Origin of the sequence: Kyrpidia sp., assembly GCF_023512215.1 — a bacterium.
In the GTDB taxonomy this organism is placed as follows: domain Bacteria; phylum Bacillota; class Bacilli; order Kyrpidiales; family Kyrpidiaceae; genus Kyrpidia; species Kyrpidia spormannii.
The window spans coordinates 53,381-67,585 of the sequence record NZ_JAILZZ010000006.1; the positions used below are offsets into that span (position 1 = coordinate 53,381).

Annotated in this window: 24 protein-coding genes; all 24 read right to left on the reverse strand. The window is 57.7% G+C overall.

Going from position 1 to position 14,205, the window contains the following annotated elements:
• Nucleotides 1–15: 15 nt before the first annotated feature.
• The 24 genes from secY to fusA all read right to left on the reverse strand — a co-directional run bounded on the left by secY (nucleotide 16) and on the right by fusA (nucleotide 14,153).
• Nucleotides 16–1,302, reverse strand: coding sequence for a preprotein translocase subunit SecY (gene secY, locus K6T64_RS04170; protein WP_100666562.1), 1,287 nt, complete (start codon nucleotides 1,300–1,302; stop codon nucleotides 16–18).
• Between the two features lies 1 nt (nucleotide 1,303).
• The gene (rplO, locus tag K6T64_RS04175) at nucleotides 1,304–1,747 is read right to left on the reverse strand and encodes a 50S ribosomal protein L15 (protein ID WP_100666561.1); all 444 of its coding nucleotides are present in this window, start codon (nucleotides 1,745–1,747) and stop codon (nucleotides 1,304–1,306) included.
• Nucleotides 1,748–1,775: 28 nt separating this feature from the next.
• Nucleotides 1,776–1,961 (reverse strand): 50S ribosomal protein L30, encoded by a 186-nt coding sequence (gene rpmD, locus K6T64_RS04180; protein WP_013074242.1) that lies wholly within the window; start codon nucleotides 1,959–1,961, stop codon nucleotides 1,776–1,778.
• Nucleotides 1,962–1,973: 12 nt separating this feature from the next.
• Nucleotides 1,974–2,471 (reverse strand): 30S ribosomal protein S5, encoded by a 498-nt coding sequence (gene rpsE / locus K6T64_RS04185; protein ID WP_013074241.1) that lies wholly within the window; start codon nucleotides 2,469–2,471, stop codon nucleotides 1,974–1,976.
• A gap of 24 nt (nucleotides 2,472–2,495) precedes the next feature.
• Nucleotides 2,496–2,864 (reverse strand): 50S ribosomal protein L18, encoded by a 369-nt coding sequence (rplR, locus tag K6T64_RS04190; protein ID WP_100666559.1) that lies wholly within the window; start codon nucleotides 2,862–2,864, stop codon nucleotides 2,496–2,498.
• Nucleotides 2,865–2,917: 53 nt separating this feature from the next.
• Nucleotides 2,918–3,457: a 50S ribosomal protein L6 gene (gene rplF / locus K6T64_RS04195; RefSeq protein WP_288008692.1), complete on the reverse strand. Its 540-nt coding sequence runs from the start codon at nucleotides 3,455–3,457 to the stop codon at nucleotides 2,918–2,920.
• A gap of 30 nt (nucleotides 3,458–3,487) precedes the next feature.
• A complete protein-coding gene (gene rpsH / locus K6T64_RS04200) occupies nucleotides 3,488–3,886 on the reverse strand; it encodes a 30S ribosomal protein S8 (RefSeq protein ID WP_100666557.1) in 399 nt (132 codons plus the stop codon).
• Nucleotides 3,887–3,933: 47 nt separating this feature from the next.
• Nucleotides 3,934–4,119: a type Z 30S ribosomal protein S14 gene (locus K6T64_RS04205; RefSeq protein ID WP_013074237.1), complete on the reverse strand. Its 186-nt coding sequence runs from the start codon at nucleotides 4,117–4,119 to the stop codon at nucleotides 3,934–3,936.
• A gap of 29 nt (nucleotides 4,120–4,148) precedes the next feature.
• Nucleotides 4,149–4,694, reverse strand: coding sequence for a 50S ribosomal protein L5 (gene rplE, locus K6T64_RS04210; protein WP_100666556.1), 546 nt, complete (start codon nucleotides 4,692–4,694; stop codon nucleotides 4,149–4,151).
• A gap of 22 nt (nucleotides 4,695–4,716) precedes the next feature.
• Nucleotides 4,717–5,031: a 50S ribosomal protein L24 gene (rplX, locus tag K6T64_RS04215; protein WP_041304594.1), complete on the reverse strand. Its 315-nt coding sequence runs from the start codon at nucleotides 5,029–5,031 to the stop codon at nucleotides 4,717–4,719.
• Nucleotides 5,032–5,112: 81 nt separating this feature from the next.
• Nucleotides 5,113–5,481, reverse strand: coding sequence for a 50S ribosomal protein L14 (gene rplN, locus K6T64_RS04220; RefSeq protein ID WP_100666554.1), 369 nt, complete (start codon nucleotides 5,479–5,481; stop codon nucleotides 5,113–5,115).
• Between the two features lie 27 nt (nucleotides 5,482–5,508).
• Nucleotides 5,509–5,775: a 30S ribosomal protein S17 gene (gene rpsQ, locus K6T64_RS04225; RefSeq protein ID WP_100666553.1), complete on the reverse strand. Its 267-nt coding sequence runs from the start codon at nucleotides 5,773–5,775 to the stop codon at nucleotides 5,509–5,511.
• Between the two features lie 19 nt (nucleotides 5,776–5,794).
• Entirely contained in the window at nucleotides 5,795–5,992 is a 198-nt protein-coding gene (gene rpmC, locus K6T64_RS04230) for a 50S ribosomal protein L29 (RefSeq protein WP_013074232.1), read from the reverse strand.
• Nucleotides 5,982–6,416, reverse strand: coding sequence for a 50S ribosomal protein L16 (gene rplP, locus K6T64_RS04235; protein ID WP_100666552.1), 435 nt, complete (start codon nucleotides 6,414–6,416; stop codon nucleotides 5,982–5,984). Before rplP ends, rpmC begins: the two co-directional genes overlap by 11 nt.
• 2 nt (nucleotides 6,417–6,418) lie before the next feature.
• A complete protein-coding gene (gene rpsC, locus K6T64_RS04240; RefSeq protein ID WP_013074230.1) occupies nucleotides 6,419–7,099 on the reverse strand; it encodes a 30S ribosomal protein S3 in 681 nt (226 codons plus the stop codon).
• 6 nt (nucleotides 7,100–7,105) lie between these two features.
• The gene (gene rplV / locus K6T64_RS04245; protein ID WP_013074229.1) at nucleotides 7,106–7,447 is read right to left on the reverse strand and encodes a 50S ribosomal protein L22; all 342 of its coding nucleotides are present in this window, start codon (nucleotides 7,445–7,447) and stop codon (nucleotides 7,106–7,108) included.
• 28 nt (nucleotides 7,448–7,475) lie between these two features.
• Nucleotides 7,476–7,757, reverse strand: a complete 282-nt coding sequence (rpsS, locus tag K6T64_RS04250; RefSeq protein ID WP_013074228.1) for a 30S ribosomal protein S19 — start codon at nucleotides 7,755–7,757, stop codon at nucleotides 7,476–7,478.
• 42 nt (nucleotides 7,758–7,799) lie between these two features.
• A complete protein-coding gene (gene rplB / locus K6T64_RS04255) occupies nucleotides 7,800–8,630 on the reverse strand; it encodes a 50S ribosomal protein L2 (RefSeq protein ID WP_170084662.1) in 831 nt (276 codons plus the stop codon).
• A gap of 31 nt (nucleotides 8,631–8,661) precedes the next feature.
• Complete coding sequence (rplW, locus tag K6T64_RS04260; protein WP_100666550.1) at nucleotides 8,662–8,952, reverse strand: 50S ribosomal protein L23; 291 nt, start codon at nucleotides 8,950–8,952, stop codon at nucleotides 8,662–8,664.
• Complete coding sequence (gene rplD, locus K6T64_RS04265) at nucleotides 8,952–9,575, reverse strand: 50S ribosomal protein L4 (RefSeq protein ID WP_170084661.1); 624 nt, start codon at nucleotides 9,573–9,575, stop codon at nucleotides 8,952–8,954. The genes rplW and rplD overlap by 1 nt, the downstream gene beginning before the upstream one ends.
• A gap of 26 nt (nucleotides 9,576–9,601) precedes the next feature.
• Nucleotides 9,602–10,237, reverse strand: a complete 636-nt coding sequence (rplC, locus tag K6T64_RS04270; RefSeq protein ID WP_100666548.1) for a 50S ribosomal protein L3 — start codon at nucleotides 10,235–10,237, stop codon at nucleotides 9,602–9,604.
• A gap of 27 nt (nucleotides 10,238–10,264) precedes the next feature.
• Nucleotides 10,265–10,573 (reverse strand): 30S ribosomal protein S10, encoded by a 309-nt coding sequence (gene rpsJ, locus K6T64_RS04275; protein WP_013074223.1) that lies wholly within the window; start codon nucleotides 10,571–10,573, stop codon nucleotides 10,265–10,267.
• A 274-nt stretch (nucleotides 10,574–10,847) separates the two neighbouring features.
• On the reverse strand, nucleotides 10,848–12,038 hold the full coding sequence (gene tuf, locus K6T64_RS04280) for an elongation factor Tu (protein WP_013074222.1): 1,191 nt from the start codon (nucleotides 12,036–12,038) through the stop codon (nucleotides 10,848–10,850).
• A gap of 39 nt (nucleotides 12,039–12,077) precedes the next feature.
• Nucleotides 12,078–14,153: an elongation factor G gene (gene fusA, locus K6T64_RS04285; RefSeq protein WP_288008696.1), complete on the reverse strand. Its 2,076-nt coding sequence runs from the start codon at nucleotides 14,151–14,153 to the stop codon at nucleotides 12,078–12,080.
• Between the last annotated feature and the right edge of the window lie 52 nt (nucleotides 14,154–14,205).

The window sequence follows — 14,205 nt, forward strand, 5'->3', positions numbered from 1 at the left end:
CTTCATCCCTGCCTTTCATGACCGAATAAAGCCCCGGTAATGCCGCTGCAACAACTGGCTCTCGATTTGCTTCATCGTTTCAAGAGCCACCCCGGTGACGATCAACAGCCCTGTTCCCCCAAAGTACAGGTTCAGCCCGGTGAGATTTCCAAACAAGATGGGCAAAACGGTCACCGCCGCCAAAAACAGGGCACCGGCCAAGGTGATCCGGTTCATCACTCGGATGATGAACGCTTCCGTGGCTTTACCCGGTCGGATACCCGGGATGAAGCCGGAGTACTTTCTCATCTGGTCAGCCAACTGCTGAGGGTTGATCTGGACATACGTATAGAAGAACGTAAATCCGATGATCAAGAGAACCTCCAGGACCAGATAAGTGGTCGAACGATAACTGAATACCGTCATCACCCAGTCGGCAAACCAATGCCCTCGAAAGAACTGGGCGATGGTCGCCGGGAACAAGAGCAAGGAGGTGGCGAAAATGACCGGAATCACGCCGGCCGCGTTCACCCGCAGGGGAATGTGGGTGGTTTGCCCACCGTACATGCGCCGTCCCACCACCCGCTTGGAATACTGAACGGGTATCCGGCGCACGCCCTGCTGGACAAAAATTACAGCCGTCACCACAATCACGATTCCCGCCAACATGAGGACGACCTTCACGATATTCAGGAACAGTTGGTCCGGATGTTGGTAGAACCAGCTCTGGTAAACGGTCCGGACGGCCCCTTCCAATCGGGCGACAATCCCGGCGAAAATAATGATGGAAATGCCGTTCCCGATCCCTTTTTCCGTGATCTGCTCACCGAGCCACATCAAAAATGCGGTTCCAGCCGTTAATGTGATCGCGATTAACGCGTAAGTTTCGAACCCGGGGTTCACAATCAGACCTGGCAATGTCCGGTTGAACGAAATCGACAGGCCCACCGCCTGTATCAATCCTAACACCACTGTCAAGTAACGCGTCACTTGGGCCAGGCGGCGCCTTCCGTGCTCCCCTTCCTTGGCCCATTCCGCGAATCGCGGAATCACGTCCATCGACAACAGTTGTACGATGATGGAAGCGGTGATATACGGCGTGATACTCATCGCAAAGAGCGAGAAATTCTGCAGAGCACCGCCGGAAAAGGTGTTTAACAATCCAAACACGGGGTTCTCCCCGAGTTGTTTGAGAACCGTGGCGTTTACACTCGGCACAGGGATGAACGACCCGATTCGAAATACAGCGAGAATGCCGAGGGTAAACAGCACCCGATTCCTGAGATCCCGGGCCTTCCAGATGCCCGCGATAGTTTGGAACATGTTAAATCACCTCAGCGGCGCCGCCGGCCGCCTGGATTTTTTCAATGGCCGACTTGGAGAATCCGTTAGCCTTAACCGTGATACTGACTTCCAGATCCCCCTGCCCGAGAATCTTCACCCCGTCTTTTGCCCCTTTGACCAGGCCCGCCTCCCGGAGCGTCTCCAGGGTCACCACGGTGCCCGGTGCAAAACGATTCAACTTGCCGACGTTCACCTCAGCCCAGTTTCTCTTGAACGGGGCATTGCTGAACCCTCGCTTCGGCAACCGGCGGTACAAAGGCGTCTGGCCGCCTTCGAACCCCGGGCGAACGCCGCCGCCGGAGCGCGCTTTCTGCCCCTTGGTGCCGCGGCCGGCCGTCTTTCCGAGGCCCGATCCGATTCCCCTGCCCACCCGTTTAGAAGCTTTTTTCGAACCAGGCGCCGGCTTGAGTTCGTGCAGCTTCACTCGTTCCACCCCCTCTGCGTGCTGTTGATTACTCGGCCACTTCCTCCACCCGCACCAAATGGTCGATCTTTTTCACCATCCCGCGAATCGTCGGGGTGTCCTCGTGCACCACAGTGTCCCGGATTTTACGAAGACCGAGACTACGGACCGTCGCCCGTTGATCTTCTGGCCGGCCGATGGTGCTCCGGACCAGGGTAATGGCCAGTCTCGCCACGATCTCTCCCCCCTATCCCAGGATTTCCTGGAGCGTTTTCCCGCGCAGCCGGGCCACTTCTTCCGGTCGCTTCAATTGCTTGAGCCCCGTGATGGTGGCATTCACCATGTTCAAAGGATTGTTTGAACCCAAGGATTTGGTGAGGATGTCCTTCACACCGGCCAATTCCAGCACCGCCCGCACCGGCCCCCCGGCAATGACGCCGGTACCCGGAGAAGCCGGCTTCAACAAAACTTTTCCTGCGCCAAAATGGCCCACCACTTCATGGGGAAGAGTGGTCCCCCGAAGCGGGACGTGAAACAGGTTCTTTTTTGCATCTTCGATCCCTTTGCGGATGGCGTCCGGAACTTCTCCGGCCTTTCCCAAACCGGCCCCCACCCATCCGTTGCCGTCTCCGACAACCACAACAGCGCTAAAACTGAACCGGCGCCCACCTTTAACCACTTTGGCCACCCGGTTGATCGCCACAACTTTTTCCGTCAGTTCCAACTGGTTGGGATCAACGCGCATGTCTCCCCCTCCTTCGCCTGTCGATTAGAATTCCAGACCCGCCTCCCGCGCGGCATCCGCCAGTGCCCGCACCCGGCCGTGGTATAAATACCCGCCGCGGTCGAAGACCACCTTCGTGATCCCCTTCTCCATCGCCCGCTTCGCCACCAACTCTCCCACTTTACGGGCCGCCTCCACATTGCCTCCATATCCGATCTGCCCCCGCAATTCCGGATCCAGGGTGGACGCCGCCACATAGGTATGGCCTTTGGTATCGTCGATCACCTGGGCGTAAATGTGCCTCGCCGAGCGAAACACGTTAAGCCGCGGCCGGTCGGGGGTGCCGAACACTTTCTTGCGCACCCGCAGATGGCGCCGATGGCGCGCTTCTTTCCGACTCACACTCGCCGCCATGATTATAACCTCCCTTCGCAGACCAGATGGCGTCTTCGGCCTTCACTCGGCCATCACTTCTTTCCGGTCTTACCCACTTTGCGCCGAATCTTTTCGTTTTCGTATTTAATGCCCTTGCCCTTATACGGTTCAGGCTCTCGAATTCGCCGGATGGACGCCGCCACCGTACCAACCTGCTCTTTGTCGATGCCGCGCACCACCAGTTTGTTGGGAGCCGGGACATCGATTTCGATGCCGGCATCAGGCACCAATTCAACAGGGTGTGAAAAGCCCAAAGACAGGGTGACCTTATTGCCGGATTTCACTGCCCGATAGCCCACGCCCACAAGTTCGAGGTTTTTCTGGAAGCCCTTCGTCACGCCCTCCACCATGTTGGCGATGACGCTGCGGGTGGTCCCGTGCAAACTCTTGTGCAGCTTCTCATCACTGGGCCGGGTCACCACGACCTGGTTGCCTTCGATGGTGACGACCATATCTTTGTGGATATTCCGGGTCAGAGTGCCCTTCGGCCCCTTGACGGTCACCGTCTGCCCGTTGATGGACACCTCCACGCCGGCCGGAATTTCAATGGGTTTTCTCCCGATCCGCGACAAGTTCCTTCACCTCCGTTCCCGCCCTCGTATTCACCACACGTAGCAAATGACTTCGCCGCCCACACCGTTTCTCCGCGCATCTTTATCGGTCATAATCCCCCGGGACGTCGATAAAATAGCCAAGCCCAGTCCGCCCAAAACCCTGGGCACGGCGTCATTCTTCACGTACACGCGGCGGCCGGGTTTGCTGATCCGCTTCAGACCGGTGATCACCCGTTCATTGTTGGGCCCGTACTTGAGGAACACCCGGATCATGCCTTGCTTGTTGTCGGGGATAAATTCAGCGTCCCGGATGAACCCTTCTTCTTTTAGGATGTTCGCGATGGCACGCTTCACGTTGGACGCGGGAATCTCGACCTTCTCATGCCCGACCAAATTGGCGTTTCGGATGCGCGTCAACATATCGGCGATCGGATCGGTCATCACCATGGCAGTTACCCTCCCTCCTGAACCCCTCAACGGTCAAAACTCTTCCCTCACCAGCTTGCCTTCTTGACCCCCGGCAACCGCCCTTGATAGGCGAGTTCCCGGAAGCAGATCCGGCAGACGCCAAATTTGCGCAAGACCGCGTGCGGACGGCCACACAGCTGGCAGCGGGTGTACGCCCGAGTCTTGAACTTCGGCTTGCGCTGCGCCTTCACGATCATCGATTTTTTCGCCACGCAGCACACCTCCCCCTGGTATCGGTGGATCAGCTCGCCCGAAAGGGCATACCCAACTGCGCCAACAGTTCCCGGGCCTCTTCGTCGCTGTCCGCCGTGGTTACGATGATGACCTCAAGGCCGCGGACTTTGTCGATTTTATCGTAATCGATCTCCGGGAAAATCAGTTGTTCCCGAAGTCCCAGACTATAGTTTCCGCGCCCGTCAAAGGCCCTGGGCGACACGCCGCGGAAGTCTCGAACCCGGGGCAACGCGACGTTGAACAGCTTATCAAGAAAATAATACATCCGATCTCCGCGCAAAGTGACCTTGACTCCGATGGGCATTCCCGCCCGCAGCTTGAAGCTGGCCACGGACTTGCGAGCCCGGGTGACCACGGGTTTCTGGCCGGAGATCGCCGTCAAATCATCTACCGCCGCATCGAGAGCCTTGGGGTTCTGAACTGCCTCCCCAAGTCCGATGTTGAGGACCACCTTCTCAACCTTAGGAACCTGCATCACGTTCCTGTAGCCGAATCTCTGCATGAGGGCGGGAATCACATCCCGCTTGTACCGCTCTAACAGTCGGGGCGCCACGCACACACCCTCCTTTCGCCGATCACTTATCTAGGATTTCACCGGACTTCTTCGCGTACCGGACCTTTTTGCCGTCCGCAAGGATCTTCATCCCCACCCGAGTCGGTTCGCCGGTTTTCGGGTCCACGATCATCACGTTTGAAACGTGAAGGGGTGCTTCCTTGGAGATGATGCCTCCCTGGGGATAAGTGGGGTTTGGCTTCATATGGCGCTTGACCATGTTCACGCCTTCCACCAGCACCCTCTGCTTTTTCGGATAAGCCGCCAGCACCCGGCCCTTTTTCCCTTTGTCCTTGCCAGCGATCACCGCCACCATGTCGCCCTTCTTGATCCGCATCTTGGTTTGGGACATCCCGCCACCACACCTCCTCGTTCCTTCCCCATCCGGGGTCGATACCCTGGTCGGGCAAGGCTCTTGTTACAACACTTCCGGAGCCAGTGAAATGATCTTCATGAAATCCCGATCTCGAAGCTCTCGGGCCACCGGCCCAAAAATCCGCGTGCCCCGAGGACTTTTGTCTTCTCGAATGATCACCGCTGCGTTTTCGTCAAAGCGGATATAACTGCCGTCCGCCCGTCGCACTCCCCGTCGGGATCGCACGATCACCGCCTTGACCACATCTCCTTTTTTGACAACGCCGCCGGGTGTTGCACTTTTCACCGAGGCAACAATGATATCGCCGATGTTCGCCGTCTTCCTGTTTGAACCGCCAAGAACCCGGAAACACATGATCTCCTTGGCCCCGGAATTGTCGGCTACCACCAGTCTCGTTTGCGGCTGAATCATCGAACCCCCTCCTTTCCCAAGCGAGGATTACAGGACTTCTGCCCGCTCCAAAATTTCCACGAGGCGCCAACGCTTCTCCTTGGAAAGGGGCCGGGTCTCCATAATCTTGACAGTGTCCCCGATCCTGGCCTCGTTATTCTCATCGTGCGCTTTAAACTTGGTCGTCCGCTTTACGGTTTTCCCGTACAGTGGGTGGGTCACGCTCTGGACCACCGCCACGACAATGGTTTTATCCATCTTGTCGCTGACGACCTTGCCAATCCTGGTCTTGCGCTGATTCCGCTCTTCGCTCACCTTGCTCCCCCTTTCCGCCTCAGCGAATCCCGAGTTCCCTCTCCCGAAGGATCGTCTTCGCCCGGGCAATGTCCTTTTTTACCTGCCGAATCCGCATGGGGTTGTCGAGCTGTCCCGTTGCCAATTGAAACCGCAGGTTGAACAGTTCCTCCTTGAGGTCATTGACCTTATCCTGAATCTCATCATCGCTCAGGTGCCGCAAGTCCTTAGGCTTCATGGCTGTCACCACCCATTTCACCCCGGGTCACAAACTTCGTCTTGATGGGGAGCTTGTGAGAAGCGAGGCGCATCGCTTCCTTCGCCACTTCTTCCGGAACGCCGGCCAGCTCAAACAGGATGCGCCCAGGCTTCACCACGGCAACCCACTGCTCCGGGGAACCTTTTCCGCTTCCCATACGGGTCTCCGCCGGCTTTTTCGTCACGGGCTTGGCCGGGAAGATCTTGATCCACACTTTTCCGCCCCGGCGGATATAACGGGTCATGGCAATTCGCGCCGCCTCAATCTGCCGGTTGGTGATCCACGCAGGTTCCAAAGCCTGAAGGCCGTATTCGCCAAAGGCAATCTCGTTGCCGCCCTTCGATCGGCCTTTCAGGCGCCCGCGCTGTTCTTTCCGATGTTTGACGCGCTTGGGCATTAGCATCTCTACTTGCCCCCTTCCTCTCCGCTCGACTTCTCCGCGTTCCGGTCCCCTTTAACCGGAAGAATCTCTCCGCGATAAATCCACACCTTTACACCAATCCGCCCATACGTGGTGTGGGCCTCGGCCAACGCATAATCGATATCGGCGCGCAGAGTGTGAAGGGGGACCGTCCCTTCAGAATACCCTTCAGTACGGGCGATCTCAGCTCCGGCCAGCCGCCCGGAGACCTGGATTTTCACACCCTTCGCCCCGGCTCGCATTGTGCGCTGGATCGCCTGCTTCATGGCCCGGCGGAACGCCACGCGTCGTTCCAATTGGGAAGCCACGTTCTCCGCGACGAGCTTGGCGGACAACTCCGGGTTTTTCACCTCGGCGATATTGATGTGTACCCGTTTTCCGGTCATGTGCGCCAACGCCGCCCGCAGAGCTTCGACCTCAGTTCCGCCTTTGCCGATAACCATCCCAGGCTTCGCCGTGTGAACAGTGATGTTCACGCGGTTAGCCGCCCGCTCGATCTCCACCGCGGAGACCGCGGCATCTTTCAACCGCTTAAAAATATAGTCGCGAATTTTTACGTCTTCGAGAAGGAGCTTCCCGTATTCCTTCTTCCCGGCGTACCATTTCGATTCCCAGTCACGAATGATTCCAATGCGCAGCCCGACCGGACTCACCTTTTGCCCCATGCAGTTCTATCCCTCCTTTTTCTCACTGACGACCACTGTGATGTGGCTCGTGCGCTTGTGAATCGGAAAAGCACGACCTTGGGCGTGCGGCTGAAACCGCTTTAACGTGGGGCCTGGATCGACGCAGATTTTACTGATATACAGCCGCTCGACGTCCATGTCGTAATTGTGTTCGGCATTGGCTACGGCCGAGCGGAGCACTTTTTCCACCACCGGCGAGGCCGCCTTGGGGGTGTGCTTCAGAATTGCCAGCGCTTCGCCCACCGACTTTCCGCGGATCAGATCCACGACGAGGCGGGCTTTGCGCGGCGAGATACGAATATACCTCGCCACTGCTGTCGCTTCCATCCTCTTCCCCTCCTTCCGTCATCGTGGGTTACCGACTGCGGGACGACTTTTCGTCTCCTGCATGTCCCTTGTACGTCCTGGTCGGCGCAAATTCTCCCAGCTTATGGCCGACCATGTCCTCGGTAATGTACACCGGCACATGCTTGCGGCCGTCGTGCACCGCGAGGGTGTGGCCTACGAATTGTGGAAAAATGGTCGACCGCCGGGACCAGGTTTTGATGACCTTCTTCTCCCCTTTCGCGTTCATCTCCTCGATCTTCTTCAGGAGATACGCGTCGCAAAAGGGACCCTTCTTTAAGGACCGCCCCATCCTTCCGCCTCCTTTCCTATTGATCCGACCGATCCGATGACCTCATTTCTTGCGAGGACGGACAATGTACTGATCGCTTGGCTTGTTCTTCTTGCGGGTCTTTTTGCCGAGAGTGGGTTTACCCCAAGGGCTGACCGGCGCTTTGCGGCCGATGGGGGATCGCCCTTCACCGCCACCGTGGGGGTGATCCACGGGATTCATCACGACACCCCGGACCGTCGGCCGTTTACCCATCCAGCGGGATCGCCCGGCTTTGCCGATGCTCACATTCTCGTGATCGAGATTGCCGACTTGGCCGATCGTCGCCCGGCACTCCAATCGGATCAACCGCACTTCTCCGGAGGCCAACCGAACATGGGCATAGGCTCCTTCTTTTGCCAGGAGTTGGGCCTCGGTACCTGCAGCCCTCACCAACTGACCGCCAGCCCCCGGTTTTAACTCGATGTTGTGGATAATGGTACCCACCGGGATGTTCGCCAATGGCAAAGCATTCCCCACTTTGATGTCCGCCTGCGGCCCGGAATGGATCGTGTCTCCCACGGACAAACCGTGAGGAGCGAGAATGTATCGTTTCTCGCCATCCGCATAATGGATGAGAGCAATGTTGGCGGATCGGTTTGGATCGTATTCAATCGAAGCAACGCGGCCGGGAATGCCATCCTTGTCGCGTTTAAAATCAATGATGCGATATTTTCGCTTTGTGCCCCCGCCCCGATGACGAACGGTCAGCCTGCCTTGGTTGTTGCGACCCGCGTGCTTTTTCAGGGGAACGAGCAGTGACCGTTCCGGTTCGTCGGTGGTAATTTCGTCAAAAGTCGACACCGTCATGAATCGCCGGCCGGCAGAGGTCGGTTTGAACTTTTTAATCGGCATCTAGACTCCCTCCTTTTCTGTGGGGATCGGATCACGCTCCGTCAAAGATCTTGATCTCCTTCGAGTCCTCCGTCAAAGTGACCACGGCCTTCTTCCGCTCTGCCGTATACCCGGTGTGCCGCCCGTAACGCTTCTTTTTGCCGGGTACGCGGATCGTGTTGACCTTCGCGACCTTCACATCGAAGATCGCTTCCACCGCTTTTTTGATCTCCACTTTGTTCGCCCGCGGGTCCACAAAGAAGGTATATTTTCGCAAAGCCATCTGATCGGTACTTTCCTCGGTGACCACCGGCCGAAGGATGATGTCATAGGGGCTTTTCATCAGGCGAACACCTCCTCGATCCGCTTTACAGCGCCCGTCGTGACAACGAGGTGATCGTGGTGTAACAGATCGACCACATTGATATCCGTCGCCGGGAGGTATTTCACACCCGGGATGTTCCGGGCTGACAGGTATGCGGGCTGGTTGAGACCTTCTCCGACCACCAGCGCCTTGCCCGGCACTTTCAGATTAGACAGGATCCGGATCATTTCTTTGGTTTTCGGGGCCTCGATCGGGAGGGAATCCAGGACGATCAGGCTACCCTCGGACACCTTCGAGCTGAGGGCGCCGCGAATCGCCAGACGGCGGAGCTTCTTGGGCAGCCGCATTGAAAAATCCCGGGGCTGGGGTCCAAAAACCGTGCCGCCCCCCACCCATTGCGGCGCGCGAATGCTGCCTTGCCGGGCCCGGCCCGTCCCTTTTTGGCGCCATGGCTTGCGCCCGCCGCCGCGTACCAACGCTCGGTTCTTGGTGGCCCGGGTGCCTTGTCTGGCGTTGGCCAACTGAGCCACCACCGCCTGGTGAAGCACGGCCGGCTTGACGTCCACTCCGAACACTTTTTCCGATAACTCAAGTTCGCCGACCTGTTCTCCCGCCGCATTGTATACTGCAACTTTTGGCACTGGACTTTCCTCCTTTCCGGGTGTATTCACTTCACCGTTGCTTTGACCGCCGATTTCACGATCACATAGCTGTTCCGGGGGCCCGGTACCGCACCTTTTACAAGGAGCAGGTTGCGCTCGGGATCGGCTTGGATCACTTCAAGGTTTTGAACGGTCACCCGCTCTCCGCCCATTCGGCCGGGCAGGGTCTGGCCCTTAAACACCCGGTTGGGCGCAATGGAGCCCAGGGAACCTACGCCCCGGTGATATTTTGAGCCGTGGGCCATGGGTCCGCGTGCCTGATTGTGGCGCTTGATCGCGCCCGCGTAGCCTTTACCTTTGGAGATCCCGGTGACGTCCACCAGTTCCCCCGGAGCAAAAACGTCCGCCCGCAGTTCCTGTCCCACTTCATATTCCGCGATATCGACATTGCGGATCTCGCGAATATATTTCTTCGGAGTTGCCCCGGACTTGGCTGCGTGGCCAGTCTCCGGCCGGTTTGCCCGCCGGCCCTTTTTGTCGGCAAACCCCAACTGGATCGCCACATACCCGTCGGTTTCCACGGTTTTCTTTTGCAGGACAATGCATGGACCCGCTTCGATGACGGTGACCGGGACCACGCGTCCATCCTCCCGGAACACCTGGGTCATACCGAGTTTCCGTCCCAAGATACCTTTCATGATTCCACCTCCTCGACCTTGCGGAATTCGTCAGAGTTTGATCTCAATGTCCACGCCGGATGGGAGATCCAGTCGCATCAGCGCATCCACCGTCTGAGGCGTGGGGTTGACGATGTCGATCAGCCGTTTATGAGTCCGCATTTCGAACTGCTCCCGGGAGTCCTTGTACTTGTGGGGAGCCCGGAGAATGGTGATCACCGACCGCTCTGTGGGCAGCGGCACGGGTCCCGAAACTCCTGCGCCAGACCGTTTGGCCGTCTCGACGATCTTCTCCGCAGACTGATCGAGAATACGATGGTCAAAGGCTTTGAGGCGGATTCGAATCTTTTGCTTCGCCATATGAGTATCCCTCCTTTGTCGCCCAATCCTCTGGACCTACTCCGCAAAAATTCCCCGATTGGTGCCCATATGGCCTGGCACATCGGCAACCTTTTGCTTCATCGCAGCAAGTGCCCAACAGTCGAAATTATACTATAAGGCCTCCGTGAAACTCAACCGAAATCTTTCAGCCACAAAAGAGATAAAGAGGCGTCAACCCCCTTGAAACTGCTCATGGGTTGCGGACGGCAGGAAAAAGTCGGGCCCGAAGGCCCGACCGTTTCCGACCCGCCACTTATTGCAGGATCGCCGTTACGGCCCCAGCCCCTACCGTTCGGCCGCCTTCCCGAATGGCAAAGCGGGTTCCTTCCTCCAGGGCGATCTGGCTAATCAGTTCCACTTCCATCGTGACGTTATCCCCCGGCATAACCATCTCGGTGCCTTCGGGGAGTTTGACAACGCCGGTCACGTCCGTGGTCCGAAAATAGAACTGCGGGCGATACCCGTTAAAGAACGGGGTGTGCCGGCCGCCTTCCTCCTTGGTCAGGACATAGACCTGAGCCCGGAATTTGGTGTGAGGTTTGATGCTCCCGGGTTTCACCAACACCTGGCCGCGCTCCACCTCTTTGCGATCAACACCGCGCAGCAGAACGCCGATGTTATCGCCGGCCACCGCTTCATCAAGCAGTTTCCGGAACATCTCTACGCCGGTAACGACAGTTTTCTTCGGCTCTTCCCGCAGACCGACGATCTCGACCTCATCCCCGACTTTGACCTTCCCGCGCTCGACCCTGCCCGTGGCCACCGTTCCGCGGCCGGTGATCGTGAACACGTCTTCCACCGGCATCAGGAAGGGTTTATCGACTTCCCGCTCGGGGGTCGGAATGTATTCATCGACAGCATTCATGAGCTCTTCGATCTTATCCGCCCAGGGGCCGTTGGGATCTTCGAGCGCCTTGAGCGCAGAACCCCGAATCACCGGGACGTCATCGCCGGGGAACTCATATTCGTTGAGCAGATCCCGGACCTCCATTTCAACCAGTTCCAACAGCTCCTCGTCATCCACCATGTCGCATTTGTTCAGGAAGACGACGATGTAAGGCACGCCAACCTGTCGCGCCAAGAGGATGTGTTCCCGGGTCTGAGGCATCGGGCCATCCGCCGCCGACACCACCAGGATGGCACCGTCCATCTGAGCGGCTCCGGTGATCATGTTCTTCACATAGTCCGCGTGTCCCGGGCAGTCCACGTGGGCATAGTGCCGCTTCTCGGTCTCATACTCCACGTGAGCGGTATTGATGGTAATGCCGCGTTCCTTTTCCTCCGGGGCCTTGTCGATCTCATCGTACTTCGTGGCTTGGGCGCGCCCGTGTTTCGCCAACACGGCAGTGATCGCCGCGGTCAGCGTGGTCTTGCCGTGGTCGACGTGACCGATCGTCCCGATATTGACGTGGGGCTTGGTGCGCTCGTACTTTTGTTTCGCCATGGGTTTCAACTCCCTCTTGTGATAATCGTTTGGTGAAGCTCATTCGCCCTTAGATTTGGCGATGATCTCCTGGGCCACAGACTTGGGTACTTCCTCGTAGCTGTAAAACTCCATACTGTAAACGCCCCGGCCTTGAGTTCGGGAACGCAGGTTGGTCGCGTAGCCGAACATCTCCGCCAAGGGGACGTAACCACGAATCACTTGGGCACCGGCCCGGGTCTCCATCCCTTCGATGCGCCCCCGCCGGGAATTGATGTCGCCCATGATATCCCCCATATACTCCTCCGGCACAATGACCTCGACCTTCATGATCGGTTCGAGGAGATAGGGGTCTGCCTTGGCAGCGCCTGATTTCAGCGCCATGGAGCCTGCAATCTTGAAGGCCATCTCCGAAGAGTCGACATCGTGATAGGACCCATCCACCAATGTCGCCTTCATATCGATAAGCGGATACCCCGCGACCACGCCGTTTTGCATGGCCTCCTGGATCCCTTCATCCACAGCCGGAACGTATTCCTTGGGGACCACGCCGCCGACAATCTTGTTCTCGAACACGTAGCCCTGGCCGCGCTCAAGAGGTTCGAGTTCGAGCCACACGTGGCCGTACTGACCGCGTCCACCGGATTGACGGACGAACTTGCCTTCCACCTTGACTTTCTTCCGGATGGTTTCCTTATAAGCCACCTGGGGTTTACCCACGTTGGCCTCGACTTTGAACTCCCGCTGCAGGCGATCGACGATGATCTCCAAATGGAGTTCTCCCATGCCGGCAATAATCGTTTGCCCCGTCTCCTGGTCCGTCCAGGTCCGGAAGGTGGGGTCTTCTTCCGCCAGCTTTTGAAGGGCTAGCCCCATCTTATCTTGGTCTGCCTTGGTTTTCGGCTCAATGGCGACCCGAATGACCGGCTCAGGAAATTCCATCGATTCCAGGATCACGACATTCTTATCGTCGCAAAGAGTGTCCCCGGTAGATGTATCCTTCAAGCCAACGGCGGCCGCGATATCCCCCGCGTACACCGTGTCGATGTCCTCCCGGTGATTCGCGTGCATCCGAACGATGCGCCCGATCCGCTCCCGTTTGTTCTTTGTGGAGTTTAGGACATAGGACCCGGAACTTAGGGTCCCGGAGTACACCCGGAAGAACGCCAATTTGCCAACATAGGGGTCGGTCATGATCTTAAAGGCCAAGGCCGAAAAAGGTTCGTCATCCCCCGAATGGCGCTCCACTTCGTTCCCTTCTGAGTCCGTGCCACGAACCGGCGGAATATCCACCGGAGATGGCAGGAAGTCGACAATGGCGTCCAGCAACAACTGAACCCCTTTGTTCCGGTAGGAAGACCCGCACAGTACCGGAACGATCTTTCCGGAAATCGTTCCCGCCCTCAGAGCACCTTTGATTTCATCGACGGTGATCTCCTCACCCTCGAGATATTTCATCATCACATCTTCATCGACCTCAGCCACGGCTTCCAACAGGTTCTGGCGATATTCCTCGGCCCGGTCTTTGTATTCCGCCGGGATCTCCCGGGCTTCACTGCGGGTACCGAGATCATCGAGGTAGTAATACGCCTGCATGCCGACGAGGTCAATCATCCCTTCAAAGGTATCCTCCGCCCCAATGGGGAGTTGAATAGGGACAGCATTGGCTCCCAGCCGTTCCTTCATCTGACTCACGGCACGATAGAAATCCGCGCCGATGATGTCCATCTTGTTCACATACGCGATACGCGGAACATGGTACTTGTCTGCTTGGCGCCACACCGTCTCAGACTGGGGTTCAACGCCGCCTTTGGCGCAAAATACGCCAACAGCGCCGTCGAGTACCCGGAGCGAGCGTTCCACCTCGACGGTAAAGTCCACGTGTCCGGGCGTGTCGATAATGTTAATGCGGTGACCCTTCCACTGGCACGTCGTAGCCGCGGACGTAATGGTGATCCCCCGCTCCTGCTCCTGGACCATCCAGTCCATGGTGGCAGCTCCTTCATGGACCTCACCGATCTTGTGCACCCGGCCGGTGTAAAACAGAATCCGCTCCGTGGTCGTGGTTTTTCCCGCGTCAATGTGGGCCATGATACCGATGTTCCGCGTTTTCTCCAGCGGGAATTCCCTGGCCATCCCATGTCCCCCTTTCTTTACAGATTCACGCCGGCTCCACCGGTTATCAAAC

Coding starts and splice junctions, on each gene's coding strand:
- secY (WP_100666562.1), bottom strand. CDS start 1,302: ATGTTCCAAACTATCGCGGGCATCTGGAAGGCCCGGGATCTCAGGAAT.
- rpsE (WP_013074241.1), bottom strand. CDS start 2,471: ATGCGCGTTGATCCCAACCAGTTGGAACTGACGGAAAAAGTTGTGGCG.
- rplR (WP_100666559.1), bottom strand. CDS start 2,864: ATGGCGGCGAGTGTGAGTCGGAAAGAAGCGCGCCATCGGCGCCATCTG.
- rpsH (WP_100666557.1), bottom strand. CDS start 3,886: ATGGTGATGACCGATCCGATCGCCGATATGTTGACGCGCATCCGAAAC.
- rplX (WP_041304594.1), bottom strand. CDS start 5,031: ATGCGGATCAAGAAGGGCGACATGGTGGCGGTGATCGCTGGCAAGGAC.
- rplN (WP_100666554.1), bottom strand. CDS start 5,481: ATGATTCAGCCGCAAACGAGACTGGTGGTAGCCGACAATTCCGGGGCC.
- rpmC (WP_013074232.1), bottom strand. CDS start 5,992: ATGAAGCCTAAGGACTTGCGGCACCTGAGCGATGATGAGATTCAGGAT.
- rplP (WP_100666552.1), bottom strand. CDS start 6,416: ATGCTAATGCCCAAGCGCGTCAAACATCGGAAAGAACAGCGCGGGCGC.
- rpsC (WP_013074230.1), bottom strand. CDS start 7,099: ATGGGGCAAAAGGTGAGTCCGGTCGGGCTGCGCATTGGAATCATTCGT.
- rplV (WP_013074229.1), bottom strand. CDS start 7,447: ATGGAAGCGACAGCAGTGGCGAGGTATATTCGTATCTCGCCGCGCAAA.
- rpsS (WP_013074228.1), bottom strand. CDS start 7,757: ATGGGGCGGTCCTTAAAGAAGGGTCCCTTTTGCGACGCGTATCTCCTG.
- rplB (WP_170084662.1), bottom strand. CDS start 8,630: ATGCCGATTAAAAAGTTCAAACCGACCTCTGCCGGCCGGCGATTCATG.
- rplW (WP_100666550.1), bottom strand. CDS start 8,952: ATGAAAAGCCCCTATGACATCATCCTTCGGCCGGTGGTCACCGAGGAA.
- rpsJ (WP_013074223.1), bottom strand. CDS start 10,573: ATGGCGAAGCAAAAGATTCGAATCCGCCTCAAAGCCTTTGACCATCGT.
- tuf (WP_013074222.1), bottom strand. CDS start 12,038: ATGGCGAAACAAAAGTACGAGCGCACCAAGCCCCACGTCAATATCGGG.
- fusA (WP_288008696.1), bottom strand. CDS start 14,153: ATGGCCAGGGAATTCCCGCTGGAGAAAACGCGGAACATCGGTATCATG.